Annotated in this window: 16 protein-coding genes and 2 pseudogenes; 9 read left to right on the forward strand and 9 right to left on the reverse strand. The window is 58.2% G+C overall.

The annotated features are described in order from the left end of the window. Window positions 1-138 precede the first annotated feature (138 nt). Both istA and istB read left to right on the forward strand, forming a co-directional pair. A pseudogene (gene istA, locus IEI95_RS13515) lies at window positions 139-1,705 on the forward strand (IS21 family transposase). Then, window positions 1,638-2,372 carry an IS21-like element helper ATPase IstB gene (istB, locus tag IEI95_RS13520; RefSeq protein WP_156543945.1) on the forward strand — a complete coding sequence of 245 codons (735 nt, stop codon included), beginning with the start codon at window positions 1,638-1,640 and terminating at the stop codon, window positions 2,370-2,372. The pseudogene istA and the gene istB overlap by 68 nt, the downstream one beginning before the upstream one ends. Window positions 2,373-2,847: 475 nt before the next feature. Here istB and IEI95_RS13525 read toward each other — a convergent pair. From IEI95_RS13525 to IEI95_RS13535, 3 genes and pseudogenes are all read right to left on the reverse strand, one after another. After that, window positions 2,848-4,008, reverse strand: a pseudogene (locus IEI95_RS13525) (IS110 family RNA-guided transposase). Window positions 4,009-4,391: 383 nt separating this feature from the next. Continuing rightward, entirely contained in the window at window positions 4,392-4,952 is a 561-nt protein-coding gene (locus IEI95_RS13530; protein WP_041698156.1) for a GNAT family N-acetyltransferase, read from the reverse strand. A 22-nt stretch (window positions 4,953-4,974) separates the two neighbouring features. Continuing rightward, entirely contained in the window at window positions 4,975-7,332 is a 2,358-nt protein-coding gene (locus IEI95_RS13535; protein WP_015916838.1) for an Orn/Lys/Arg family decarboxylase, read from the reverse strand. Between the two features lie 343 nt (window positions 7,333-7,675). Here IEI95_RS13535 and IEI95_RS13540 point away from each other — a divergent pair, with 343 nt between their 5' ends. Together IEI95_RS13540 and IEI95_RS13545 are read left to right on the forward strand one after the other, a co-directional pair. Continuing rightward, on the forward strand, window positions 7,676-8,656 hold the full coding sequence (locus IEI95_RS13540) for a 3'-5' exonuclease (protein ID WP_194416563.1): 981 nt from the start codon (window positions 7,676-7,678) through the stop codon (window positions 8,654-8,656). A 171-nt stretch (window positions 8,657-8,827) separates the two neighbouring features. Continuing rightward, the gene (locus IEI95_RS13545) at window positions 8,828-8,974 is read left to right on the forward strand and encodes a DUF1127 domain-containing protein (protein WP_194416564.1); all 147 of its coding nucleotides are present in this window, start codon (window positions 8,828-8,830) and stop codon (window positions 8,972-8,974) included. Window positions 8,975-9,335: 361 nt separating this feature from the next. Here IEI95_RS13545 and dinB read toward each other — a convergent pair whose 3' ends face one another. The 3 genes from dinB to IEI95_RS13560 form a co-directional block, all read right to left on the reverse strand. Next, window positions 9,336-10,460 (reverse strand): DNA polymerase IV, encoded by a 1,125-nt coding sequence (gene dinB / locus IEI95_RS13550; RefSeq protein WP_420481792.1) that lies wholly within the window; start codon window positions 10,458-10,460, stop codon window positions 9,336-9,338. Window positions 10,461-11,157: 697 nt separating this feature from the next. After that, the gene (locus IEI95_RS13555; protein ID WP_156537016.1) at window positions 11,158-11,559 is read right to left on the reverse strand and encodes an ester cyclase; all 402 of its coding nucleotides are present in this window, start codon (window positions 11,557-11,559) and stop codon (window positions 11,158-11,160) included. 20 nt (window positions 11,560-11,579) lie between these two features. Then, window positions 11,580-12,179, reverse strand: coding sequence for a nitroreductase family protein (locus IEI95_RS13560; protein WP_194416566.1), 600 nt, complete (start codon window positions 12,177-12,179; stop codon window positions 11,580-11,582). Between the two features lie 123 nt (window positions 12,180-12,302). Here IEI95_RS13560 and IEI95_RS13565 point away from each other — a divergent pair, with 123 nt between their 5' ends. The 3 genes from IEI95_RS13565 to IEI95_RS13575 all read left to right on the forward strand — a co-directional run bounded on the left by IEI95_RS13565 (window position 12,303) and on the right by IEI95_RS13575 (window position 16,638). Then, entirely contained in the window at window positions 12,303-12,659 is a 357-nt protein-coding gene (locus IEI95_RS13565) for a winged helix-turn-helix transcriptional regulator (protein ID WP_194417297.1), read from the forward strand. A 468-nt stretch (window positions 12,660-13,127) separates the two neighbouring features. Continuing rightward, window positions 13,128-14,303: an aminotransferase class V-fold PLP-dependent enzyme gene (locus IEI95_RS13570; protein WP_015916831.1), complete on the forward strand. Its 1,176-nt coding sequence runs from the start codon at window positions 13,128-13,130 to the stop codon at window positions 14,301-14,303. A gap of 163 nt (window positions 14,304-14,466) precedes the next feature. Further along, the gene (locus IEI95_RS13575; RefSeq protein ID WP_156537014.1) at window positions 14,467-16,638 is read left to right on the forward strand and encodes a hypothetical protein; all 2,172 of its coding nucleotides are present in this window, start codon (window positions 14,467-14,469) and stop codon (window positions 16,636-16,638) included. 170 nt (window positions 16,639-16,808) lie between these two features. Here IEI95_RS13575 and IEI95_RS13580 read toward each other — a convergent pair whose 3' ends face one another. Beyond that, window positions 16,809-18,215: a DEAD/DEAH box helicase gene (locus IEI95_RS13580; protein ID WP_475378254.1), complete on the reverse strand. Its 1,407-nt coding sequence runs from the start codon at window positions 18,213-18,215 to the stop codon at window positions 16,809-16,811. A gap of 356 nt (window positions 18,216-18,571) precedes the next feature. Continuing rightward, window positions 18,572-18,895, reverse strand: a complete 324-nt coding sequence (locus IEI95_RS13585; RefSeq protein ID WP_015916828.1) for a hypothetical protein — start codon at window positions 18,893-18,895, stop codon at window positions 18,572-18,574. 407 nt (window positions 18,896-19,302) lie between these two features. Here IEI95_RS13585 and IEI95_RS13590 point away from each other — a divergent pair, with 407 nt between their 5' ends. After that, the gene (locus IEI95_RS13590; protein ID WP_194416567.1) at window positions 19,303-23,133 is read left to right on the forward strand and encodes a PAS-domain containing protein; all 3,831 of its coding nucleotides are present in this window, start codon (window positions 19,303-19,305) and stop codon (window positions 23,131-23,133) included. 38 nt (window positions 23,134-23,171) lie between these two features. Here the strand turns inward: IEI95_RS13590 and mnmC2 are convergent, their stop codons facing one another. Then, window positions 23,172-23,915 carry a tRNA (5-methylaminomethyl-2-thiouridine)(34)-methyltransferase MnmC2 gene (gene mnmC2, locus IEI95_RS13595; protein ID WP_156535682.1) on the reverse strand — a complete coding sequence of 248 codons (744 nt, stop codon included), beginning with the start codon at window positions 23,913-23,915 and terminating at the stop codon, window positions 23,172-23,174. Between mnmC2 and IEI95_RS13600 the strand changes: the two genes are divergently transcribed. Further along, the gene (locus tag IEI95_RS13600; protein WP_194416568.1) at window positions 23,914-25,167 is read left to right on the forward strand and encodes an NAD(P)/FAD-dependent oxidoreductase; all 1,254 of its coding nucleotides are present in this window, start codon (window positions 23,914-23,916) and stop codon (window positions 25,165-25,167) included. The two genes, mnmC2 and IEI95_RS13600, sit on opposite strands and share 2 nt — an antisense overlap. Window positions 25,168-25,293 lie beyond the last annotated feature (126 nt).

Genomic DNA, 25,293 nt, shown 5'->3' on the forward strand with positions numbered 1-25,293 from the left:
TCGTTTTCGGCTTTGAGCGCGGCAACGCTGTGTTCCGGCGTGCAAAATTGACCCCATTAGCGGGGTAATCGGCGTCCAATTTTGACCCCCTTCGGATTTATCTGACCATCCGTCTTTTGACGGCGGATGGAGAGGGAGTTGAAGCGAGTGGATACGATTGCGCGCGTCCGGCGGGCCTTTCATGTTCAAGGTTGGTCGATGAAGAAGATCGCCCGTGAACTGCATGTTTCCCGCAACACGGTCCGCAAGATATTGCGCAGCGACGAGACCGACTTCTCCTACGAGCGCGAGCGGCAGCCTTTGCCAAAGACGGGGGCCTGGCAGGCGGAGATCGAGCGGTTTCTTGCGACGAACGAAGGCAGGCCATCGCGCGAACGGCTAACGCTGATCCGGATTTACGAGGAGCTTCGAGCGCTCGGATATGACGGCAGCTATGATGCGATCCGCCGTTACGCCAAGGGTTGGGCGAAGAACCGGGGATCAGCGACGGCGCAGGCCTATGTGCCGCTCTACTATGCACCCGGCGAAGCCTACCAGTTCGACTGGAGCCACGAGATCGTGCTGATCAACGGCACGACGACGACCGTGAAGGTTGCTCATGTCCGGCTCTGCCACAGCCGCATGATGTTTGCACGTGCCTATATGCGCGAGAGCCAGGAGATGGTGTTTGACGCCCACGACAAGGCGTTTGCCTTCTTCCGTGGTACCTGCACGCGTGGCATCTACGATAACATGAAGACGGCGGTGGAGGCGGTGTTCGTGGGCAAGGAGCGGCTATACAATCGCCGCTTTCTGCAGATGTGCAGCCACTACCTTGTTCAGCCTGTCGCCTGCACCCCGGCGTCTGGTTGGGAGAAGGGCCAGGTCGAGAACCAGGTTGGCCTGGTGCGCGAACGCTTCTTCACGCCGCGCCTGAGGGTTAAGAGCCTTGAGGAATTGAACGTTTGGCTGCTCGACAAATGCGTCGCCTATGCCAAAGCGCATAACCATCCGGAACAGGCCGACCAGACGATCTGGCAGATGTTCGAAGCCGAACGCAGCAGCCTCGTCCCCTATGTCGGTCCGTTCGACGGCTTTCACTGCGTTCCGGCCTCGGTCTCGAAGACCTGCACGGTCCGTTTCGACAATAACAAATACTCGGTCCTCTCAACGGCTGTCGGCCGCCCGGTCGAAGTCCACGCCTATGCCGACCGGATTGTGGTCAAGCAGGATGGCACGGTCATCGCCGAACATCGGCGCAGCTTCGGCCGCGGCGAGACGGTCTATGATCCCTGGCATTATGTGCCTGTCCTGGCCCGTAAACCCGGCGCTCTTCGCAATGGCGCGCCGTTCCGCGACTGGGTAATGCCGGCGGCGATGGAGAAGGTCCGCAAGCGATTGAAGACAGTCGATGACGGCGATCGGCAAATGGTCACCATTCTCGGATGCGTACCGGGCGACGGTATCACGACCGTTGAGGCCGCCTGCCAGGAGGCGCTTGATCAGGGCGTCTGCTCGGCTGCCGTCATCCTCAACATACTGGCGCGGCGTCGTGATCCTGCTCCGGCTGCGCCCCTGCAAATCCCCGATGCACTGCGGCTGACCCATGAGCCGGTCGCCGATTGCGCTCGCTATGACAGCCTCAGGAGGGCAAGCTGATGGAACGCACACAGGTTCTGGAATTGATGAGCACCTTGAAGCTCTACGGCATGCGCAGCGCCTATGACGAGGTCATGGGCAACGGCATCAAGCGCCAGCATGAGCCGCCGCGTATCGTTGGCGATCTTCTGCAGTCCGAGATCGCCGAGAAGCAGGCCCGCTCCATCCGCTACCAGCTCAGCATCGCCAAGCTGCCGCTCGCCAAGGATATCGACGACTTCGACTTCACCAACACGCCCGTCAATGAAGGCCTTGTCCGCGACCTGGCCACCGGAGCCTTTGTTGCCGATCAGCGCAATGTTGTTCTCGTCGGAGGCACGGGCACCGGCAAGAGCCACCTGGCCATCGCGATCGCCCGCGCGCTCATCCGCAACGGCACACGCGGGCGCTTCTACAATGTCGTCGACTTGGTCAATCGGCTGGAGACGGAGACGCGCAGCGGCAAGCAGGGCCGGACGGCGGACTATCTCAACCGCCTCGACTTCATCATCCTCGACGAACTCGGATACCTGCCATTCGCCCAGGCCGGCGGCCAGCTTCTGTTCCACCTGATCAGCAGGCTCTACGAGCGCACATCCATCATAGTCACCACCAACCTGGCATTCGGCGAATGGCCAACCGTCTTCGGCGACGCCAAGATGACCACCGCGCTCCTCGACAGGCTCACCCATCACTGCGAGATCGTCGAAACCGGCAACGAGTCCTGGCGCTTCAAAAACCGCTCTCAAAGCTAAAGCCGAAGAGCCCCATCACCCGCACCTGTTTCGCCCTCTGCAACCCCGGCCAGCGCCGGGCGATCCAGGTGCTGATCGTCAACACGGGGGTCAACATTGGACGCCGATATGGGGTCAACTTTCCGCGCCGATTGACATTCTGATAAATGGGCCGCAGGTTCAGATCCCTCACATCAGGATTTTTGTCAATTGTTCATTCGAGTGGCATCGAATTTCTCCTTCGTAGGCGGGATCCACGGTCTGAGCCCATAGCAATTACCGGCCCGGTTCTCGGGTCTATACAACGTCACATCCGGTCGCCGCTCTCACGCGGCTGCACCATTATCCCGCTTTCGACGAGCACGGGCTCAGGAGAACGGGACCAAACTCAAGGTCGGCGTTGAAGGCCAAAAGGATCCCCGGTCCGTTCACTTGGATCCGTCAGGGCTGATCAGGCCCTGAGGATTAGAAACTGTGTTTCGCAGCAGTTTGTGTTTCAGGCGGTTTTCATGATCGCACCTTCGATGACGACGCCGGAGCTCACGTACTTCCAGAGGGCCACGAGCAGCTTACGCGCGAGCGCAACGATCATCGGCGTCTTTAAGCGGCCGGCGTTCCGAGCGATGCGCTCTTTGAACCATAATGTTAATGTCGATTTCGGTTGATGCCGCAACCATAGCCAGGCGAGCTCGACCATGGTGGCTCGCAAACGCGGATTTCCCGCCTTAGACACGCCCTGTTCGCGATTGACGTTACCGCTTTGCCAGAGGGGCAAGACCTGCGTAAGATGCAATTTGGCGTCGATTGTCGAAGTGTCTGAACAGGCCCTCCGTGTAGAGTATCGTAGCGAATTCCGGCCCTATTCCTTTGATGCCTAAAAGAGCGGTCGCTTCTTTCGGCGTTTCCGGCGTCTCTTGAACGATCAAGGCATCTCGCTCGGCCTCAACAGCCTTGATTTGTGTGAGCAACAATTCGAGGCGATCGAGTTCTCTGCATATTTCTGCTTTCAAATGTTTTGAGAGCGGTCGACCATCGCCAGTCCGAAGTTCTTCCAGACGTTGGCGGCGATCTCGATTGACAGGTTGGTAATCCCGAATTCCTTGCGTGAAGAGCAGGCCCTTTATGCGATTGACGTGGAAGACACGTTCCGCAATCAGAGTTTTCCGTTCCCGTCCAATCCGTCGATTGTCGTCTTCCTCGGGTGTAAGAAGTTTGACCATCGAGCACGCACGAGGCTCGCCACGTTTCCATGCCATCAAAGCGCGGATCAGCGTTTCGACGTCGATACGGTCAGTCTTCGCCCGGCGATGCCGGCGCGGCATGGCAATTGATGCGGCTTCTACAATGTGGCTCTCGATCCAGGCCTCTTTGCTAAGCATTCGCCCCAGCCAGAAGCCATCCAACCCGGCCTTTTGGATCACTACCAGTGGCAAAGTATGTTCTTTCGCCGAGTGGCTTTCTGACGAAGCGCTGCAAAGCATGCGAACAAGCCGGCAATATCCCCTCCAGTAACGGTGTGGCGGGACATCTTCTCGCTGCCAGGTGACAAAGCTGTCACCAGCAACGTCGATTTACTCAATTCCAACGAGACGAATACTGCGCCAAGATCGACGGGGGTAGCGGTCTGCGCTTGAGTTTGATCTGCTGTTATCGGCATGATTGGCCTCCAGAGAGTTTTCTAGCGACCTCACTCTGCCACGGTGCAGGCCGCTACTCACCCCTGATGGGATCTCAAGGCGGGCGTTGCGAGGAGCACTCTTCGTCAAGGTGCTCTTATCAAGGTGTTTGGAAACCTTGAAACTGCGCACTTGAGCTGCAAACGCTACATCTTAGCTCCTCCGAATAATAGGAAGCCGGGCGGATGATCTGAAAAATTGCCCGACCCCGTAAGCCCAGGATCTACCATTGGTCTTCCAACAGGCTGCATGACGGTGTCGAGCTCCATCAAGCAGGCTATTGCAGTGGTCGCGCTGCTCTTAGGATGCGTACGGAGCCCAGCAGGTCTGCGGTCCTACCACCGCATAAAGCCGCGGTGGGGCGTTAGCGTGTGGATAACGGCGGCGGGGGAGGTGGCGTGGTTGCACCCGTCCCTAGCGAACGTTGCACCATGACGCTGTCCGCCCAGCGGCCATAGCGATAGGCTACGGCTGGCAACAGGCCGACGCGCACGAAATTGAAACGATCGTGCAGGGCAAGCGAAGCCGCATTGTCGGCGTCGATGTAGCCGATGATCTGCCGGAATCCCGCTGCAGCACAGGCGTCGATCAGACCGCGCAGCAACTGGCTTCCGACCCGCTTGCCGATATGGTCGTGATGCACATAGATCGAGTGTTTGACCGTATAGCGATAGGCCGGTCGCTTGCGAAACAGAACCACATAGGCGTAGCCCACGACCGTGCCGTCGATGGTTGCGACAATATGGGGAAAGCGTTTGCTCTTGAGGTTCTTGCGCCGCTCCCGCAGGTCGTCCGGCTCGGGCGTGTCGCTGTCGTCCACGCCCTCATCGAGGCCGCGGCGGATATGCCGGCGATAAATCGCTAGCATCGCTTCCACGTCTGCGTCGCGCGACGGCCGGATGACCATCCGGTTGTCCTGGTCCATCATTTGTTCCGACATGGCCAGACTACTCCGCAACGACGTAGGTATAGAGCCGCACGCGCCCGGCGGCATCCGTTTCGCGATAGACGCCCTGGATTTCCACTTCGAACCCGGGGAAGGTGTTGAAGCAGGATTCGAACATCTTGAGATAGTCGATCATCGGCTGCGCCAGATCGGTGAGGCGCTCACCCGGAACGATGGTGGCGATGCCCGGCGGATAGACCACGAAGGGGGTCGTCGCGATGCGTCCAGTAATCTCGTCGATCGGCAGGTAATCGACGTCGTTGCGCACCAGACTGCGTGCCGCGTCATGCGGCGACATCGCCATTGGTGGCAGGTGCGCAGCAGAAAACTGCTTTGCCTGCAACGCGCTGACGTTGGCATCCCGGAAGAAGCGGTGCAGATCGCCGCAGAGATCGCGCAGGCGCACGCCGGCATAGCGGCCCGGGCGCCGACGGTAGAATTCCGGGATCACTTCTTCCAGTAATGCATTGTCGTCATGCAGCTTCTTGAAGGCCACGAGGCCGCTTATCAGGGTGCCGGCCTTGCTTGCCTCGACCCCAGGCGTCAGCAGGAAGAGCAAGGAGTTGAGGTCGTTTTTCTCGGCAACAATGCGGTTTTCGCGAAGATATTGCGCTACGATCGGGGCAGGAATGCCATGTTCGGCATAGAGACCAGTCTTGCGGTCGAAGCCCGGCGTCAGCACCGTCAACTTGTTGGGATCCGTCATGGCGAACCCCTGTTCCATGCCGCTGAACCCATGCCAGGATGCATCGGGGGTGAGGTGCCAGAAAGCCGGGTTTGTCGCCAGCTGGTCGGTGGCAATGCTCTCCCATGGCACGTCGTGCGAGGCACCGGGGCTTGCAACATCAGGGATCAAGACGCGATCCGGCACGAAGGGCTCGAAGAACCAACGGCGCTCTGCACGCGGCTCCTTGTCCTCGAATTCCCTGCGCACGGCGCGCATCTTTTTTCTGAGCTCGATGCCGAGGCGGATCGTATCGTCCCACAGCACCTCGCCGGAACGACCCTTCATCATCTGCGCGCCCACATCGAGCGAGGCGAACAGGGGATAGAAGGGCGAAGTGGAGGCATGCTGCATGAAGCTCTCATTGAAGCGCCGGTGCTCTACGCGCCGCTTCTGGCCGGTAATATGGCGATCCTTCATGTGGATCTGCGACGCCTGCGAAAAGCTGGCGAGCTGCTTGTGCGTAGACTGGGTGGCGATGATGCCGGGGGAATCCGGGCCGAGATTAGCGAGCCCCATGGCGAACCGCCCCGCATAGAGCGGGTGAAACTTCATGAACCCGGCCCAGGCCTCGTCGAAGAGGATATAGTCACAGAGATGACCGATCGATTTCAGGATCATCTCGGCATTGTGGATCGTGCCGTCGTAGGTGCACTGCTCGACCACGGCAACGCGGAATGGCCGCGGTTTCTGCCAGGCGTCGGGATCCTTCACGAGGGGATTGGCGCGAATGCGGGCGCGCAGCGCGGTCTCGTCCAGCGACGCGTAGTCGATTGGGCCAATGAGACCATGCGCGTTGCGCGTGGTCGGGAGGTAAATGGGAATGCCCCCCGATATCATAAGGGCCCCATGATGCGCAGCCTTGTGATTGTTTCGGTCGAACAGCACGAGGTCGCCATCCGTGACAAGGGCGGAAAGCGCGACCTTGTTGGAGGTAGATGTTCCGTTCAACACGAAATAGGTCTTCTCGGCGCCGAAAATCTTCGCCGCTTCCTTCTGTGCCGCAAGCGCCGGTCCCTCATGGGTCAGGAGGTCACCGAGGTCGAGCACGGAATTGTCAAGGTCGTCGCGGAAGACCGCTTCGCCGAGGTGCTCCATGAACACGCGGCCGATCGGGCTGCGGCTGTAGAACACGCCGCCATTGTGTCCGGGGCAAGTCCAGAGATGGTTACCTTCCTCGGCGTAATCCACGAGGGCGCCGAAGAACGGCGTTTTCAGCGTTTCGGCATATTGCTTCAGACGGCTAATCAGATTCTTCGCGATGAAAGCGGGCGTTTCCTCCGAAAGGAAAACGTAACCATCGATGAAGTCGAGCACCTCAACCGGCACGTCCTCGAAACGCTTTCCACGGATCAGGAGGATGATGGGGAAATCCAGCCCGCGGCGGCGCATCAAGTTTATGAGGTGAGAGGTCTTGCCTTCGAGCCCCTTTTTGCCCCAATCGACCATCATACAGCCGATGGCGGCATCAGTCTGAACAACGATCTCTGCGTCGTCCAGATTGCGGGCACGCACCACTTCAAAACCGGAACGCTCGATCTCCTGAATGATCTGTTTGTAACGAACGCCTTCCAAATCCTCGCTGTCGAACGAGGGTGTGGCGAACAAGAAGTTGAAGCGTCTGAAATAATCCATGCCAGCATCCAAAGTTGATCGAGCGAAAGCTGTCGCCTTATTTTATGACGGGGCTGTGACAACGGCGATGCGCTACCACTGGCGTTCGTTCAAAAGGTCAATGGAGCGCAAAGCCTGAACACGGGAATGCATGAATAGTCTGCCGAGAGGGCTACTGGATCTCACGAAGACCGGAGACTGATCAGGCCGTCGCGGCAGGGAAGGGAGGACTCTGTCGCGATCGGCATGCAGTTGCACGTTAGGCGTTCTTAACTTAACGACCCAAAATGCTCCATTATGATTGAACTGCCGGTCCCACCGTGTTTGAACGGCGGCAACCGGCGACGAAGTGATGGCGATAGAAATGACAGAACAGTTTGACATGTTTTCGGGAGAGGTTTCGCGCGATCGGCTCGTTGTTCGTGCCAAATCAAGACCCGTGAAGCCTGAGCAACCGGTCGCTTCCATGAGTGAAGAGGAGATGGTTCGCCATTTGTCGGAGACGGGCCGCTACCGCATCCTCACAAAACTCGTGCCGCGCACAATCGAGCGGTTCCCTCGTCCGGAATTCCCCCTCAAGGGCATCATTCTTGACACCGAGACCACGGGCTTGAATTGGCGCAAGGATGAGATCATCGAGATCGGGCTGATCGCGTTCACTTTCGATTCCAATGGAAACATCGGTGACGTGACCGGGGTCTATGGCGGGCTTCAGCAGCCAAGCATGTCCATTCCCGCTGACGTCACAAAGCTCACCGGCATCACTGATGCGTTGGTCGCCGGTCAATCGATCGATATGGAGGCCGTCCAGGCCCTGATCGAACCCGCGGATTTGGTGATCGCCCACAATGCCGGTTTCGACCGTCCATTCTGCGAGATGTTGTCTCAGATGTTTGCGGGCAAGGCCTGGGCCTGCTCAAACGCCGAGATTGACTGGGCGTCACGAGGATATGAAGGCACCAAGCTTGGTTATTTGATCGGGCAGGCGGGCTTCTTCCACGAGGGGCACCGCGCCGTCGACGATTGTTTCGCGCTCTTGGAGGTTCTCGCAAGGGACAATGATGGAACGGCCTCCACCGCTTTTGCTGAACTCTATCAAGCAAGCCAGCGATCGCGTGTCCGGATCCTTGCCGAGAATAGCCCCTTTGACATGAAGGACCACCTGAAAGCGAGAGGCTATCGCTGGTCTGACGGAAGCGACGGCCGTCCGAAATCCTGGTGGGTCGAAGTCGATGAGCAGGCGCTAGACGAGGAGCTCTCTTACCTGCGAACCGAAATCTACCGCTATCCCGATGCAGATCCACCGATCACGCGGCTGACGGCCTTCGATCGGTTCCGAGCGTGATGCCATCGTTTTGATCAATTTTCGAGAAGACCAATGCTTTGAGTGCATGGCTGACCTCAGACCTTGTGTCTTATCGACGGGCGGGCAAGGGCCTATATTCCAATTATCGAAACGACGTTGGAACCAAGGCAAGGTTGCTGGCGTCAAGAGACCTCACGAAAGGGGATCATCATGAACGTAGCACGCTCTTTCAACAAATGGCGCAAGTATCGTCAGACCGTTACAGAACTGGGCCGCATGACCACCCGTGAGCTGCAGGATCTGGGCATCAATCGGGCTGACATCCACAGCGTTGCCCGCCAGTCGGTTTCTCGCTAAGCGGCTTTTTCTCAAGCGATCGAATTGATACTACGCCCGCTGATGACGCGGGCGTTTTTGTATGTGGCCCACCACGGAGCCTCAGCTCGATACTTCTGACGCCGCAAAAGGGCCTTGCGCTTCTCGCATAGCTGCACTGCAGCAATGTCTGTTTCGTGTGCGGCGGAAACTGGTATCTTAATTTTCATCGAAGCGATGCACCTCCTCCCGCAGAGCTTCGAATTCAGGCGGCCCACTCCTCCTCCCAGGGCACGTCTGTCGGAACTGCGGCACTCCTCCTCCCAGCCGTTGTTCGGTTCTTTTCGGAAAGCCTGCCGCACCTCCTCCCGCGGCAGGCTTTTTCGTTTTCAGGGCCGTCGCATCAGAGTTCGAGCGCGAGCTGCGGTGTCTTCTCGCTTTCTTCGGTGTTCAGCGATGACAGGGTGATCCCAAGCAGCCGCACCGGATGTTTGAACGGGAATACTGAGGCGAGCAGGGGCTCCGCTATCCCCATGATCATGTCGATGTCCGATACGTATCCTGCCACGGTCTTGCTGCGTGTCGCTTGGCTGAAATCCGAATATTTGATTTTGACGGTGATGGTCTTTCCCTTGATGTCGTGAGCCTCGCAATAGCGCCAGACCTTTTCGGCCAGGGGCCGCAGTTCCGCCCTGGCCGGATCGAGATCATCGATGTCCTCGACAAACGTATCCTCAGCACCAACAGATTTGCGGATGCGATCTGCTCTGACCTGCCGTTCGTCGATGCCCCGCGCGATGCCATAGAAGTAGGACCCTGACTTGCCGAAATGCGTCTGAAGAAACTGAAGCGACTTCGATTTCAGATCGAGCCCGGTTTCGATTCCATGGCGTTGCATGCGCTCGGCCGTGGCAGGTCCAACACCATGGAATTTCTTGACGGGGAGGGCCTCGACAAACCCTGGTCCGTTTTTGGGGGTGATCACAGCCTGGCCATTCGGCTTGTTCAGGTCGCTTGCCATCTTTGCCAGAAACTTGTTGTAGGAAATGCCGGCTGAGGCGTTGAGACCAGTGGCTGCCTTGATCTTCGCCCGGATTTCCAGCGCGATCTCAGTGGCGATCTCCATGCCCTTCAGATTTTCTGTGACATCGAGATAGGCTTCGTCCAATGACAACGGCTCGATCAGCAGCGTGTATTCAGCGAAGATTTCGCGGATCTGGTGGGAGACCTGCCGGTAGACATCGAAGCGGGGTGGTACGAAGATCAAATCCGGGCACTTGCGCTTGGCGGTTACGGAGGGCATCGCCGAGTGCACGCCAAAGGCCCGCGCCTCATAACTTGCAGCCGCCACCACGCCACGGGCAGCGGACCCGCCAACGGCGACGGGCTTGCCGCGCAGCTGCGGATTGTCGCGTTGTTCAACAGAGGCATAAAAGGCGTCCATATCGACATGGATGATCTTGCGCGCAGAGACGCCGGTCGAACGATCTGGGCTCATGGCCGTCTCAGGCCCTTCCGAACTCGTCATGGCGTGATCCCTCGGATGTGTTTTATCGCGCATGAATAAAACTGCCTGACCTCCCGACTGCCGCATAAAAGCATTTGGAACAAATAATGAACATAGCATCGGCAAAGAGAGCTGCAAAGCCCTGAAAGGAGAAGTTCATGAAACGCCCGAGATTGCCGTGAATCCCGTCATGCGGGAAAGCTTGTTGTCGTCGGCCAACACCATAAAAGAAACAAGGAAGAACTCCGCATTTTGTTCTCTACGTGTGGCTTCTGGAAACGCCTCAGGGCGCAAGCATTCCCGGCGGCGTGCGGCTAATATTTACCCCTGTTATTCGATGGATTTCAGTCGTAAGAAGTCCATTTTTTGCGATACAAAGTGAGATATAAACTGCGATACAAAATGAGAATTTTGACTGACAAAAATGGAATTTTTCTGATATAAATCATGTATTTATGATTTTTCATGCCTAATCCTGTCGGATGCGCCATATCATTAAATTTGCAAATTCCCACCGCGCTGTAAAGCTTTGTACCTGCTGTATAATTCCTTGAATCGATTCTGGTCTAAGGAATTATGCAGAAGGGTGCCAGATCACGGTGGCGACAAAGATTTGGAGCTTTTTGGTTTCGATCCCTTGATTCGGACCTTTTCCTCTACCCCCTCGTTCCGACAGGCGCAGGCGCGCAGATAATCCCGCGCGCCGGTATTTCTTGGGTCAGCTTATCTGCGCGACGATCTTCATGAGGTTCAGAATGCCCCAATGCGCGGTAATGAACTCTCCTTCGACCTTCAGCACATCGATAACGTCGAATGTTATGCGCCGTCCGGTTGGTGGAATGCCGTTAAAGGCGCCAGTGTGGATAACGGAATAGACCTTGCGGGTGGTGACGAGGTCGCCTTCGGCGGTCTGAAAATCGATCTCGCAGACCGGTTCGGAGAAGGAGGCGTGGAAGGCACGGTAGAATGCCCGCACGCTGTCGCGATCCGGTGCGAAGCCGGGCGTGGGCGTGTGGTCGATGAAATCAGGATGCATCAGGGCATCGAAGACGGCGTAATTGCCGCCGACTTGAACCTCTTCGATGAGTTTTCTGACGATCGCCTTTTTATGCTCGCTCATGATTTTCGTCTCTATTCAGTTCAAAGGGGAAATGTGCCGTGGAAAGCGGAGGTGTCGACAGGGCGGCGCGGGCTTGGTGTTTCACGTCCACGCAGCGCCTCTGGAAGCTGGTCGGCGCTTGCGCGTCTTCCGATCGCAATGACCACCTGCATGGCATATCCCTCGGGCATATTGACCGCTTCGGCGGTCTTTACCGGGTCAATGCCGCCCATGGCATGAGTGGACCAGCCCTTCAGATGGGCTTGTAGCGCGAGATAGCCCCAGGCTGTTCCCGCATCGAAGGCGTGGCCGGGATTGGGGACCTCCGCATCGCTGCCCGGCGGAACGAGTGTTGTCTTTGTGGTGATGACGATCAGCGCCGCCGCATGTTGCGCCCAGACCCGGTTTCCTTCCCAGAGCGCCGCGATGACTCCATCAAATTGGGATTCTCCGCGAAAGCTGTAAATAAAGCGCCAGGGCTGGGCGTTCAGGCCCGAGGGTGCCCAGCGCGCCGCCTCCAGCACGCCAAGCAGATCCTGTTCGGAAATCGTCTCTTCGGTGAAGGCGCGGGGAGACCAGCGATCCACGAAGAAATCTTCGATTGGGTGATCCGCTGTGCGGGAGACTGTCTTTACATCCATTATTGAACCTGCTCTCTTCTCGTTACCAGTCGCGCCAGGCTATGGCGCGGCGGTAAGCGGCGCAAGAAAGGGAGCGAGAAATTACCTGGTAACCCCGAGGTAACCGGGTAATCGTTTAACGTGATGGAAACTCTGGAAAACAACCTGGAAAATTGCCCCATACGCGATGTGCTTCACCGCGTCTCCGACCGCTGGAGCATGCTGATCGCTCTGCACCTCGAAGGGGGAACGCTGCGGTTTTCAGAGCTGAAGCGATGCATCCCCGATATTTCGCAGCGGATGCTGTCGCAGACGCTTCGGCGACTGGAGCTGGATGGCCTTGTCGAACGCCGGGTCTATCCGGTTGTCCCGCAGCGGGTGGAATATGATCTCACTCCGCTTGGGCGTTCCTTGTTGGTACCGTTTCATCTGATGAAAAATTGGGCCGAGGCCAATCATGCAACGATCCGCAAATCCAGATCGTTGGGGCTTGATCGTTAAAAAGCATCGGCTTTTGGCGAATAGATCGATTAAGCGATGGGTGCCGTTCTCTAGGTTTCATGCGCCGTATGACCTGTTGAATACGCCGCTAAAAGCTTGGGACCATCGCTCATCAAGGGCTGCTCGGTATGGGCGCGGTTGGATCTGAAGCCGATTGCGAAAACGGGTCGATTGCGGTGCGGCGCCTCGCGCTGCCTTGCCGCCTGCTGTTGCAGCTTCTTCTAAGAAATCACATAACATATTGTTCTTGCTTATGTATCACCAAGGCTAGCTCTTGGAAATCATGAAGCTTGCTCCGCGTGCGCCGGCAAAATCCTGACGTCTCCGTCCTTACGGCCCCGAATGACTTTTTTTGGGTTGAAAAAAACAATCAAAAATTACAGTTACAATTTAGGGTAGTTTTAAAATTTACTGACTGCTAATTCTCGCGCGCAGTCCTTAAACCTCCCAGGATTAACGAGGCGAATTATGAATGAAATTGTAAAACTTATTAGCAAGCATAATGATGTGAGAACGGGTGCTATCAACCTGATCGTCAGTGAAAACCGTATGTCTCCGGCCGCGTTGGCGGCCCTGAGTTCCGACCTTGCGTCCCGCTATGCGGCGCCATTTTATGCCGGTACTGATATTTCCCAGGAAATCGTCGCGATCACCGAGCAGAAGGCCAAAAAACTTTTCAACGCCGAGTATGTGAATATTTCCCCGATTTCCGGCAGTGCGAGCCTGATGGCCGTTGTGTTCGCGCTGACCTCACCGGGCGACAAGGTCGGGCGTGTCCCGCCTTTCTTTCCAGGTGGCGGATATCCCTTCAATTACGAAGTGTTTGACCGGGTTTCCTTGCCGCTTCCGTTCGATGACGAAGAGTGGCAGCTCGATCTCGAAGCCACTCTGGAGCTGCTGGAACGGGAAAAGCCGAAGCTGGTCATTCTTGGCGCGTCGATCTTCACCGTTCCCATGCCTGTGCGCGAAGTGGCCGATCTTGTGCATAGCTATGGCGGCATCGTCGCCTATGATGGCTCCCATAGTCTGGGCCTGATCGTTGGCAAGCAGTATCAGGACCCGCTCAACGAGGGCGCCGATATTCTGTTTGGCTCGACCCACAAGACATTCCCCGGTCCGCAGGGCGGCATTATCGTTACCAACAGCAAGGAATTGAACGATCGCATCGACATCGTCTCCAATTTCACGCCGTTGAACGGGCCGACGATGATCTGCAATCCGCATCTGGCGCGCATTGCCTCGCTGGGCATCGTCATCGATGAAGTGCCGTGGGAGCGTTATGCCGAGCAGGTGGTGAAGAATTCGCGCGCCTTCGCCAACACGCTGCAAGCCAAGGGCTATGAGATGCGGGGCCAATCCACCAAGAAATTCTCTGAATTATCCTATTGCCACCAGGTGCTGCCCAAGCTCGATCGGCAGATGGGGCAGGGATATCGCGATAAGCTGAAGCAGCATAACATTCATGTGGATGGCTTCATGCGGGTCGGCACGGCGGAAATCACCCGTCTTGGCTATGTCGAAGCCGATTGCACGCGCATTTCGGAAATCATGGCGGAGATCGTCTCCAGCAATCAGGATGTCATTCCCTCTCTTCGCCATGAAGTCGTCGAGATGAATGCCAACCACCAGCACATTGTCATGTGAGTTTGATTTCCCTTCCGGTTGAACGGAGGGGAAGCCAGTTTTCCCAAAAAGACAAGCAAAACCAAGAGAATGAACAGGCCTGTCCGGTGCGATCCGGACCGGACAGGCCTGCTTTGAACCTCGTATTCCTTTCGAACCCAATATTTCCTAGGGGGTCTTTATCGTGTCTTCGAAAAAAGTTTCGGCGTCAGCCAAAGAAATTGTCATTCCCGAAAATGGCGGTCCGCCGGTTTATGAAACGATCATTATCGGCTCCGGCTTCGGCGGCAGCGTCGCCGCGCTCAGGCTGTGCGAAGCCTTCCAGAAAGCCAATTATTCGGCTACCGCGGGCAAACCCGTACTGCTTTTGGAGCGCGGCAAGGACTGGTGGGGCAATCTGACAGGCCAGCCCACCACCGCGCCGCCGTTTAGCAACTATCGCCAGCCGGATGGCCGCGCTGGCTGGATGACGAATGTCGAGCCGTTCGGCACGCCGCAATCCCCACCGGATACCTATGGCCAGCCCGAGGATTTGGATGATGCAACCGGCAACTTCAATACGATGACCACCTATGCGCAGCGTCCGATTCCGGTCTATCCCGGCCTGGTCGAGATGATCCCTGCTTTTGATAATGGAGGCTCGCCGACCATGACCACCATTGTTGGCGCGGCGCTGGGCGGCACGTCACAGGTCTATAACACCTTCTTCCAGAAGCCGTCACAACTGGCCTTCACCCTGGCCTTCCGCGATCCAGAGCATTTGGATTCCTACAAGGATGTGCTGCTATCCTACGGCGAACTGGCGAAGCATTACGACACCGTTGAGCAGATGATGGGGCCGAAAACCATCGATGCCAAGGAAAACAAGGTGTCTGTGACGGTGCCGGTGAGCAGCGATGCGGACCTGACGGTCACCTATCCGCTCAAGGACAGCCCGCCCTATCTCTCTACCCGCAGCTTCAGGGAGCAGGTCGCGAAGATCGATGAGGTTGTCAAGTCCGGGGCGGTCGAAACGCCGATCCAGTCAATCAAGCTGGAATATACCAAGCTGGCGCTCGACTGGAGCGTGGTGTGCAAGGAAGTCAATGTCGAAATGCTGCCGTCTGCCATCATCGGCGAAATGTGGTATGGCATGAACAGCTATTCGATTTCGACCACGCCATTGGGAGGCACGGAATTGCTGGGCGTCAAGAAGGCGCTGGACCAGAACTACCTGAAACAGGCCAAGGGAACCGGCCTGCTTGACATTCAATGCCTGAGCAATGTCACCAATGTCTACCAGGATCTGAGCTCCAACAGCGTGAACCCGGTCTATGTCGTCACTGTCGAGAAGATCTCGCCAACCGATGTCGCCAATCCGACATCGGTGACCTATCGGGCGAAGAACGTGATCTTCTCGGCTGGCTCCATGCATACGGCATCGATGCTGCTGGAATATTCCAACAATCCCAATCCGCAAGCGCCTGACACCAATGGCCTGCCAGCGCTGAGCAAATATGTCGGCCAGTTCTGGGGCCAGAATGGCGATGTCACCGGCACCCAGGACATGAGCTGCAGGACGCGGCCTTCGGATGGCGGTCCCGGCTCGACCGATGCCTCCTTCTACTTCGTCAAGGACGAAAGCCTGGATGGCATCACCCTTCCGGACGACAAGCTGGAGGCGGCCTTCAATCAGTCGATCGACTACATGAAGAGCAATAATTCGGCGTCTTTCATTCGCCTCATGCTCTATCCGGCCTGGTTTGACGAAGCCGACAATCTGCAAAACACCTATAATATGTCGGTCTGCTACCAGCCGGCGCCTGGCAAGTTCATCCAGAATAGTTCTTCGGGCCGAAAGGTCTATAGTCTCTATTATCCCAATACGCCGAAAGCCGGTACGAAGCCTTCCGAAGATGGCGACACAAATGTCGGCGTACTGGATTCGATCACAGCGCTGGCAACAGTTCTGACCGAATGGGGTGAGATCAATGCCAGCACGGAGGGTGAAAGCCTGATCCTGCGCGATGGTTCGATTTCCTATCGTGGTGCACTGCCGGCACTGGCATCGACCCGGCTGCTTCACGCCGAGAGCGTGCCTGACTGGAAAAGCAACACCGTACCGGAGGAGTTCGTGGTGGCCTATGGCGTCACGGCCCATCCGCTCGGCGGCTGCGTGCTCCGCAAGGCCTGCAACGAATTCGGCCAGGTCTTGGCGGCCGACGAGAACACGCCGGTACCAGGCCTCTATGTGGTTGATGGTTCTCTGATTCCCGGCTCCACCGGTGCCGCTACCCCGGCATGGACCATTGCCGCCGTGGCCGAATATTGCATGACGGAAATCACCAAGAAGATCGTCGGCACCAAGCAGCAGTGAGCCGCTTCGTCAACACTGAAAGCTGACGGGTAAGCAATCCCAATGAGATGATAAGGGCCGTGTGTTTGATGAAACACACGGCCCTTTTGCCATTTTCAGCCGTGTTTCATCTCTTCTGGTCAAAGAAAAAGGCCGGAAAAACCGGCCTTTCGCAAATTCACAGAAGACGTTTAACGCTCGCGGCGCTGGCCGCCTGCACCGGCGCGGGCCGGGCCGTCCTGGCGTGGACGGTCTGGGCGGCGGGCCGGGCGACCGTTGGCTGGCTTGTTGCGGTTGGCTGGGCGGGTCGAACGCTGTTCACCACCATCGCCTTCTTCGCGTGGGCCACGGCCTTGCGGACGGCCATCCTTGCGGGCCGGGTTGCCATGGTTGCGGTTGCCGGCACCGGCGCCTGCACCACCGCCACCTGCGCGGCGGGTTGGACGGGCAGGGCGGCCACGGTCAGCCGGAGCTTCACCGCTGGCAACAGAAATTTCAATCCCCATCAGGCGCTCGATGTCGCGCAGCAGGCGGGCTTCATCAGGACCGCAGAAGGCAATGGCAATGCCGTCGCGGCCAGCACGGGCAGTACGGCCGATGCGATGGACATAGGCGTCCGGCACTTCCGGCAGGTCATAGTTGAACACATGGCTGACAGCCGGAATATCGATGCCGCGGGCGGCAACGTCGGTGGCGATCAGCGTGCGGATAGACCCATCGCGGAAACCCTTCAAGGCGCGCTCGCGCTGGCCCTGGCTCTTGTTGCCGTGAATGGAGGCAACCGAGAAACCGGTGATTTCCAGATGCTTCATCAGCTTTTCAGCGCCATGCTTGGTGCGCAGGAAAACGATGGAACGGCCATCGGGATGATCGGCAAGGGTCTTCTTCAGCAGTTCGGTCTTGTGGTTCTGGCCGTTGACGAAGTGAACATACTGTTCGACCTTGTCGGCGGCCTTGCCCGGAGGCGACACTTCGACGGTGACCGGATTGTTGAGGAAGCTACCGGCCAGATCAGCAATCGCCTTCGGCATGGTGGCCGAAAACAGCAGGGTCTGGCGCTTGGCCGGAACCATCTTAGCAATCTTGCGCAGGTCGTGGATGAAGCCCAGGTCCAGCATCTGGTCGGCTTCGTCCAGCACCAGATGGGTGACGGCGCGCAGCGAAATCGCATTGCGGGAAATCAGGTCCAGCAACCGGCCCGGAGTGGCGACCAGAATGTCGGTGCCACGTTCCAGCTGAAGCTGCTGCTTGTTGATCGATGCGCCACCAACCACCTGGTTGATCTTGATCGGGGTCTTGCGAATGAAGGACCGCAGATTGTCGCCGATCTGGTTGACGAGTTCGCGGGTTGGGGCAAGAATCAGCGTGCGGGTGGTGCGATTGTCGGGACGGCGTTCGTCCTTCATCAGCAACTCGATGATCGGCAGGCCAAAGGCAGCGGTCTTGCCGGTGCCGGTCTGGGCAAGGCCAATCAGGTCGCGACCGGCCATCACCACTGGAATGCCCTGCGCCTGGATGGGGGTAGGGGTTTCGAAGCCAAGCTGGGTCAGCGTGGCGACAACAGTCGGCGAGAGGCCAAGTTCGTTAAAACTGGTCAATTCATAAACCTTTCGGGGCGCCAAGACACTGAGCCACGATCGCCTCATTGCGATTATAGCGGTCTTTGGCGTCAAGAACCCCGCGTGAATTGGGAACTTGTAAGTTGGAAACGACTTTCGGTGCGTTTGACCGCTGATGCGGTCATATATGAAGCACCCATACCTTTTTTGCATGACAGTGCCGAAATAGGCAAAGCCGGAATGCAGTGGCGCGCTCACGCGGCGGCCGGAAGGCTGAAAGCTTGCGCCGCTTTTGCGCGTTTTGCGGCCAAATGTCAAGCGCCCGCCCATCATGGACGGGCGGGCGCTGAATATTTCTACTATATACCCCGTCTGGGTGACGGGCGGCAGATCATTTACCGGGGGCAGACCTGAACGCGGTAGCTGTCGCCCCATTCATCATAGCGCCGCTCGAAATGGCAGGGCGCCGCATAGACCGGACGATAATAGGTCCGATAAACCGGTGGGGGCGGTGGTGGTGGGTCATAGGACCGGTAATAGCGCGGTCCCCCATCCATTCCGTTGACGATGGCGCTGCCGACGATACCACCGACGGCACCGGCTGCGACGCCACCCCAGAACGGGTCATGGGCCTCTGCGGCAGGGGCCGTCGCCATCAGCGAGGCACCTACGAGAGTGGCGACAAGGCCCGCAGACATACTCATGCGAAATACGGACATGGTTTGATCCTTTCAGAACTTTTTCTCCGAAGAGAATGGTATGAAGATGATCCTGAAAACGGGCAGATTAATGATGGAATTGTGGAGCCAAGATTAAATTATCGTCATTTAAAGCGACGGACGTCACAAGAGTAAATGCCATAAGATATTGAATTTAAAAAATATTTTATAAGATTGCCGGTTGGTGTGCCGCGTCTCCGCCACAAAGACTGGGCGTTCGGCCCTGTCTTGCGCACGGTGCTGCCCGTGCTGGTAAAAAGCTTTGTGAAACAGGAGATTGACAGGATTTTTTCAGTCAGGCGCTTTGTTTTGTGTTTTGCCTGGTGATAGGGTTGTTTCCACGGCGGAAAAGGGCACAGAGAGGTTCATCCGTGATGCAGGCGGCTCGGGCAACAAAGGGGATTCCATTGCCGATAGAAGGCGGATTGCTCACCATAGCGTGCGAGAAAATCGCCAGGCTTGATGTGCCCGCTTTCATCAAGGATAGCGAGCTTCGTTTCGTTGCCGTCAATCCCGCCTTTGTCGCATTTTTTGGAGCGGATCTCGATGATCTTCTCGGACAGCGGGCGGGGGAACTGACGGACCGTCCGGAAGATCTGGCCTGGGAGGATGTCGAGCGCCGGGCGCTGGTGTTTGCGGAAGAACATCTGGCTCTGTGTTTCGATCACAGCGGCCGCCAGCATTGCCGGGTGCAGATCGAGCGCTTCATCACCGAAGACGAAATGCCCTATGTCTTCGGGGTGTTTCGCGAGCGGCCTGGCCGGGTCAAGAGCCGGGGCTGGAAGAAAGAGCCGCCGCTGTCAGGCGCCCAGATGCCTTCTGCCATGGCTGAAATCTCAAGAGAGGTCGCTTCTCAAGGTGGGAGCGCTGGTGTTGGTAATGGGGCGCCTGGTGCCTGCCTGCCAGCCGATTATGCGATGCTTCTCGATCTCATTCCGCTTGGTGTGCTGCTTCTCGATCCGCAGCTCGATATTGTCTATTTCAACACCAGTTTCTCCAGAATGTTGGGTGAGACAACGGTTGAGCTGAAGTTCGGCATGAATTTTCAGGCGGTTCTCGACGTTATCGGAGGTGCGGGGTGGGATGGGAGTGGTGAGGATACATCCGGCCAATTCCTTGCCGCGTCGATAGACGAACCAGAGCCATGCCAGATCGCCATGCCGAACGGACGGGTGATTTCGGCCCGGGGCAACCGCCTGGAAAACGGTCAGTTTCTGCTGCTTTATACCGATGTTACCGAGGCGCAGACCTATGAGCGCGAAAGTACTCTTTACCGTGCAGCGTTGGAAAATGTACCGGAGCCGGTTTTTCTGCGCGATGGCGACCGGCGGCTGGTGTTTGCCAATGCCGCTTATGAACAAATGCTGGGTGGCGACCGGACCCGCTTTTATGGCTTGCGCGAAGACGAGATGTTTCCTGCCGAAGGCGAGGCCCTGCGCCAGGAGAATATCGAGGTCCTGGAAACTGGATGCGCGACGGAGCGCGAACAGCTGATCATCATGCCCAATGGCGACACCGTGCCCTTGCTGACCAGCCTGAAGCGGATCGAGACCAAGGATGGCGCGCCTTATATCGTCGGGACTTTGGCGGATGTTTCGCTGCTGAAGATCGGCGAACGACAATTGCGCGAAGCCAAGGCGCATGCCGAAAAGCTCTACGACGATATAGAGGCCATTCTGCGCACCATGCCGGTCGGGGTGATCATCCTCGATGCCGATCAGAGTTTAAGTTTTTCCAACCTCATGGCACGCAATATGGTGTGCTGGCCTGAAGACCAGGCCATGACTGGCACAAGTTTCGCGGATTATCTGCGCCACGCCCATGCCAATGGCTGGCCACTCGAGACTGGCGATGACGCCAGCCCCAATCCTGATAGCCCCAGTCCTGATAGCATCGACCCGGAAAGCCGGATCGCCGCCTATAGTCTTGAATTGCGGACATTGACGGCGGCGCGGCAAACCGAGGTGACGCTTTCGGATCGCCGGCATATCGTGATTACGGCATCGCCGCTGGACGATGGCCAGATCATGCTGACTTTCTCTGACTATACCGAGCAGCGCTTGCGTGAGCGCGAGATAGACGAGGCCCGTGCCCGGCTGCAGGATGTCGGCAAGCTGCTGGAAGAGGCGACCCAGCACATGGCCCAGGGGCTGTGTGTCATCCAGACGGACCGTATCCTTTACCGCAACGATAAATTGGCGGAAATATTGAACGTGTCGCCGCATCTGGTGCGCACAGGTGCGGATTGGCGCCAGCTTTTCGATTACTGCGCCGAACGGGGCGATTTCGGCGACAATCCAAAGGGGTTCCTCGACCGGATGCGATCAAGGATGTCCGCTGACACCTCCGCCAGCGTCGTGGTGCAACGGCGCGATGGTGCCTGGCGCAGTATCGAGGCGATTGTCAGCGCCGAGGACCGCTGGCTGTTCGTGATCAGCGATGCCAGCGAGGCCAAGCAGCGTGAGGCGGAGCTGACAACGCTTGCGGCGCAGGCCGAGGCGGCGGATAAGGCCAAATCGCGGTTTCTGGCCAATATGAGCCATGAGATCCGCACGCCGATGAGCGGCGTGCTGGGTATGACGGAATTGCTGCTGTCTTCCAATCTTGATGCCCGGCAAAAGACCTTTGTCGATGTGATCGTCAAATCCGGGCGCTCGCTGCTGACCATTATCAATGACATCATCGATTTCTCGAAGATCGATGACGGGAGCCTGTCCTTGCGCTCGGCCCCCTTCGATCCGCTGGCGGCGGTGGAGGATGTGGTGACCTTGATGGCCGGGCGCGCCGCGGAAAAGGATGTGGACATCCTGGTGCGCGGTCAGGGCAGGCTGACCCATATGCTGGCGGGCGATGCGGGTCGGTTCCGCCAGATTCTCACCAATCTGTTGGGGGAGGCAATCCGGGCCACCGACAGGGGGCATGTGTTGGTCGATCTCGGTTTGCGCCAGGAAGAGCCGGATCTGGACGTCACGCTCCAAAGCCACGGAGATCCTATTTCTGAAACGAATGCCGAGGTGAGTGACCGCGCCCGTGCATGGCTGGTTCTGCGGATCGAGGATACTGGCCATGGCATGACGCCGGAGCAATGCCTGATGGCCTTTACCAAGTTTTCGCAGATGAATGACGGGGCTTTGCATCACCGGGATGGGGCGGGTCTCGGATTTTCGATTGCCGGTGGGCTTGTCGATCTGTTTGGCGGGACGATCGGGGTGGAAAGCGCGCCCGGTCGAGGTGCCACCGTGACTGTCAATCTGCCCTTTGCAATGGCGGCTGAAAAACTACCGAGCCTTGCTGGCTTTCATCTGCGCGGTGCCCGGGTCCTGGGTTTTGAAAGCAATGATATCAGCTGCGGCATTCTCAATGACCAGCTTTGCCGTTGGGGCTTCGATGGCGTGGCGGTTAACGATCCGGCGCTGGCGCTGGCCGTGCTGGAACAGGCCGAGAGCCAGAAAAGCCCGATTGAGGTGGTTGTGATCGATTGCTGCCGGCGCAGCGGCGGCGGGCTGGATCTGGTGCGCAAGATCCGCGGTGATCGACGGTTCGATCCGCTGTCGATCATCCTGCTGGCGGCGGATGCGCCCTTCAATCTCGATAGAATGGCCGATGGGCTGAATATTCAAGCGCAGCTCACCAAGCCTGTGGGTGAAAACCTGCTGCGCAATGTTGTCATCGATGTGTTGCGCGGCACGCGGCGCGGCGCTATCTCCGGGTTGAGGGCGGAACCGGAGGCTGAGGCGCCTGTGATCTCGGACGGAGAGCAAGTGGCTCTGATGTCGTCGGGTGTGATGCAGCAGGAGCAGATCGATCTGCTGGTGCTGGATGCCGGTGAAGCGGAGCGTCATTTTTTCCATCAGGCCTTGCAGGCGCTGGGGGTTGGCCATGCCTGCGTGGATGGGGAAAGCGAGGCGCTTGCCCTCTGGCGCCAATGGCAGCCTGGCATGATGCTGATCGATCTCGTTGAGGATCGGGCGCGAGTGCTCGATATGGTCAGGCAGATCCGCGCTGAGGAAAGCCAACAGCCACAGACCGCGCCGACCGTGCTGATCGGTCTTGCGGGCGATCTTTCCACCTATGACAAGGCGGCCTGCCATAAAGCCGGTCTTGATGATCTCGTCCTCAAGCCTGTCAGTCCCGACCGTCTGCAGGACTGCATTGCCTATTGGTTAGGGGGCGCCGCAGCGCAGACGCAGCCACAGACCCTGGCAGAGGATCTCGGTGCGAGGCTGACGGCACTGTGACCGTGGGGCCGATCCGGTCGATGACAGCGTATCTGAGATCACGACGGCTTCGTCTTCGTCCCGCATAGCATTTCTCGTTTGCCCGCAAAGCCCGGGCGGCGCTCCACGGTAAAGCCTGCGGCGATAAGGTTGCGGCGTACGAAACCGGCGGCGGCATAGGTGGCGAAGCGGCCACCGGGCGTTGTCAGCTGATAGAGCCGCGTCATCAGCTCCAGCGACCACATGGCGCTGTTGCGGGATGGGGCAAAACCATCGAGATACCAGGCGTCGAAGGTGTCGCTCCAGGCTTGCAGGGAGGCCAGCGCGTCGCCGCAGACCACGATCAACCGGGTCTGGGCGTCGAGATCGAGCTGGACTTGACCTTGCGGATCATCCGGCCACAGCGCCAGCAAGCCTTGCCGCTCTGCATCGATTTGCGGCCAGCGCGTCAGGGCGCGGTCGATATCGGCGCGCGCCATCGGATAAAGCTCAAAGGATATGAAGGTCAGATGCCCGCTGGGAGGGCGCGTTGCCTGCCACTGGCGCCAGGTTTCCATGGCGTTCAGCCCGGTGCCGAAACCCAGCTCGCCGATGCGGAAAGAAGACGCGCCGATCCAGCGCTGCGGCAATTCATTGCCTTCGAGGAAAACATGGCCGCATTCCAGGCGGCCATCGGTCTGGCAGTAAAAATGGTCGCCAAAGGCGGTGGAATAGGGCATATCGCCGTCCTGCCAGCTGAGAGGCTGGGTGTCCGCCATTTCGGCGTCAGGCATCGGATCGGGATTGGAAGTGGAGTGTGTCATGAAGACAGGCGATAGGACGGCTTCGGTCTCCGGTCAACACTTGTCCCTCAAAGGCGCGTCCCATAGCCTCGCGGCAGATCTGCTGGTGGTCGGCGGCGGCATCATGGGCCTGTGGGCGGCGCGTTTTGCGGTTCTGGCCGGGCTGGATGTGGTTCTTGTCGATGGCGGTCGGGTGGCGAATGGTGCCAGTGGCGGGCTGCTGGGCGCGCTCATGCCCTATATGCCGGACAAATGGGATCGCAAGAAGCAGTTTCAGTTCGATGCGCTGCTAGCGCTGGAGACGGAAGCAGCGCAGCTTGAGGCAGAGACCGGCATTGCTGTGGGCTATCGGCGGTCCGGGCGGCTGATGCCCTTGCCCAAGCCACATCTGCGGGTGATTGCCCAGCGGCACGAAAAAGACGCCGAAACCGCCTGGAAAACTGGCGACCGGCAATTTGCCTGGAAGGTTATTGACCACTCCCCGGCTGGCGATGGCTGGCCGGATATGGCTGTCACGCAAGCCGGTCTGGTGCATGACACGCTGGCAGCGCGGGTGTCGCCGCGCGGCTTGACGGCGGCGCTGAAGGCGGCCCTTGTCGCATCGCCGCGCTGCCGGATCATTGAGGGTTCGGCGGTCAGGGCGATCGATCCGGCCCGGCAATGGGCGGAATTGGCGGATGCAAGCCAGATTGCCTTCGGCCATGTGATCGTTGCAGCCGGCGTGGGGAGTTTTCCACTGCTTGACGGGTTTAGCCCGACCGGTGTGCTGCCGCTCGGCATGGCGGTCAAGGGGCAGGCGGCATTGCTGAAGGCCGATGTCGATCCGGCCCTGCCGCTGGTCTATCTGGACGGTATCTATGCCGTGCCGCATGAAGGTGGGCATGTGGCGATTGGCAGCACCAGCGAAAATCGCTGGGATGTACCCTTGACCACCGACGACCAGCTGGAAACCCTGATTGCCAAGGCCCGCCGATTGGTGCCGATGCTGGGGGATGCCCCGGTGGTGGAGCGCTGGGCCGGACTGCGGCCCAAGTCGATAGACCGCGATCCCATGGTGGGGCCACATCCCGATCATCCCAGGTTGATTGCGCTGACCGGCGGCTTCAAGATCAGCTTCGGGCTGGCGCATAGCCTGGCGCAGCAGGCATTACGGCCGATTTTTGGTGGAGAGCTTGATATGCCTGATGGTTTTACGCTTGCCCATCATCTGCTGATCGCCTCCCGTATTGCTGATAAAGCCGTGGAACCGCCGTTGGAAAACCCGGTCGGTTGATAAACCGGCCTTGATGTTCCCTTTAAAAATATTTCAAACGTCGAGCCTTGCGTAATCCGAGGTCGCTTCTCATCACCCTCCTGTGATCTCGCGTAAAAAGTGAACCTGATGCTCGGTCACTTTCGT

It is taken from the genome of Agrobacterium vitis (assembly GCF_014926405.1).
GTDB classification, from domain to species: domain Bacteria; phylum Pseudomonadota; class Alphaproteobacteria; order Rhizobiales; family Rhizobiaceae; genus Allorhizobium; species Allorhizobium vitis_H.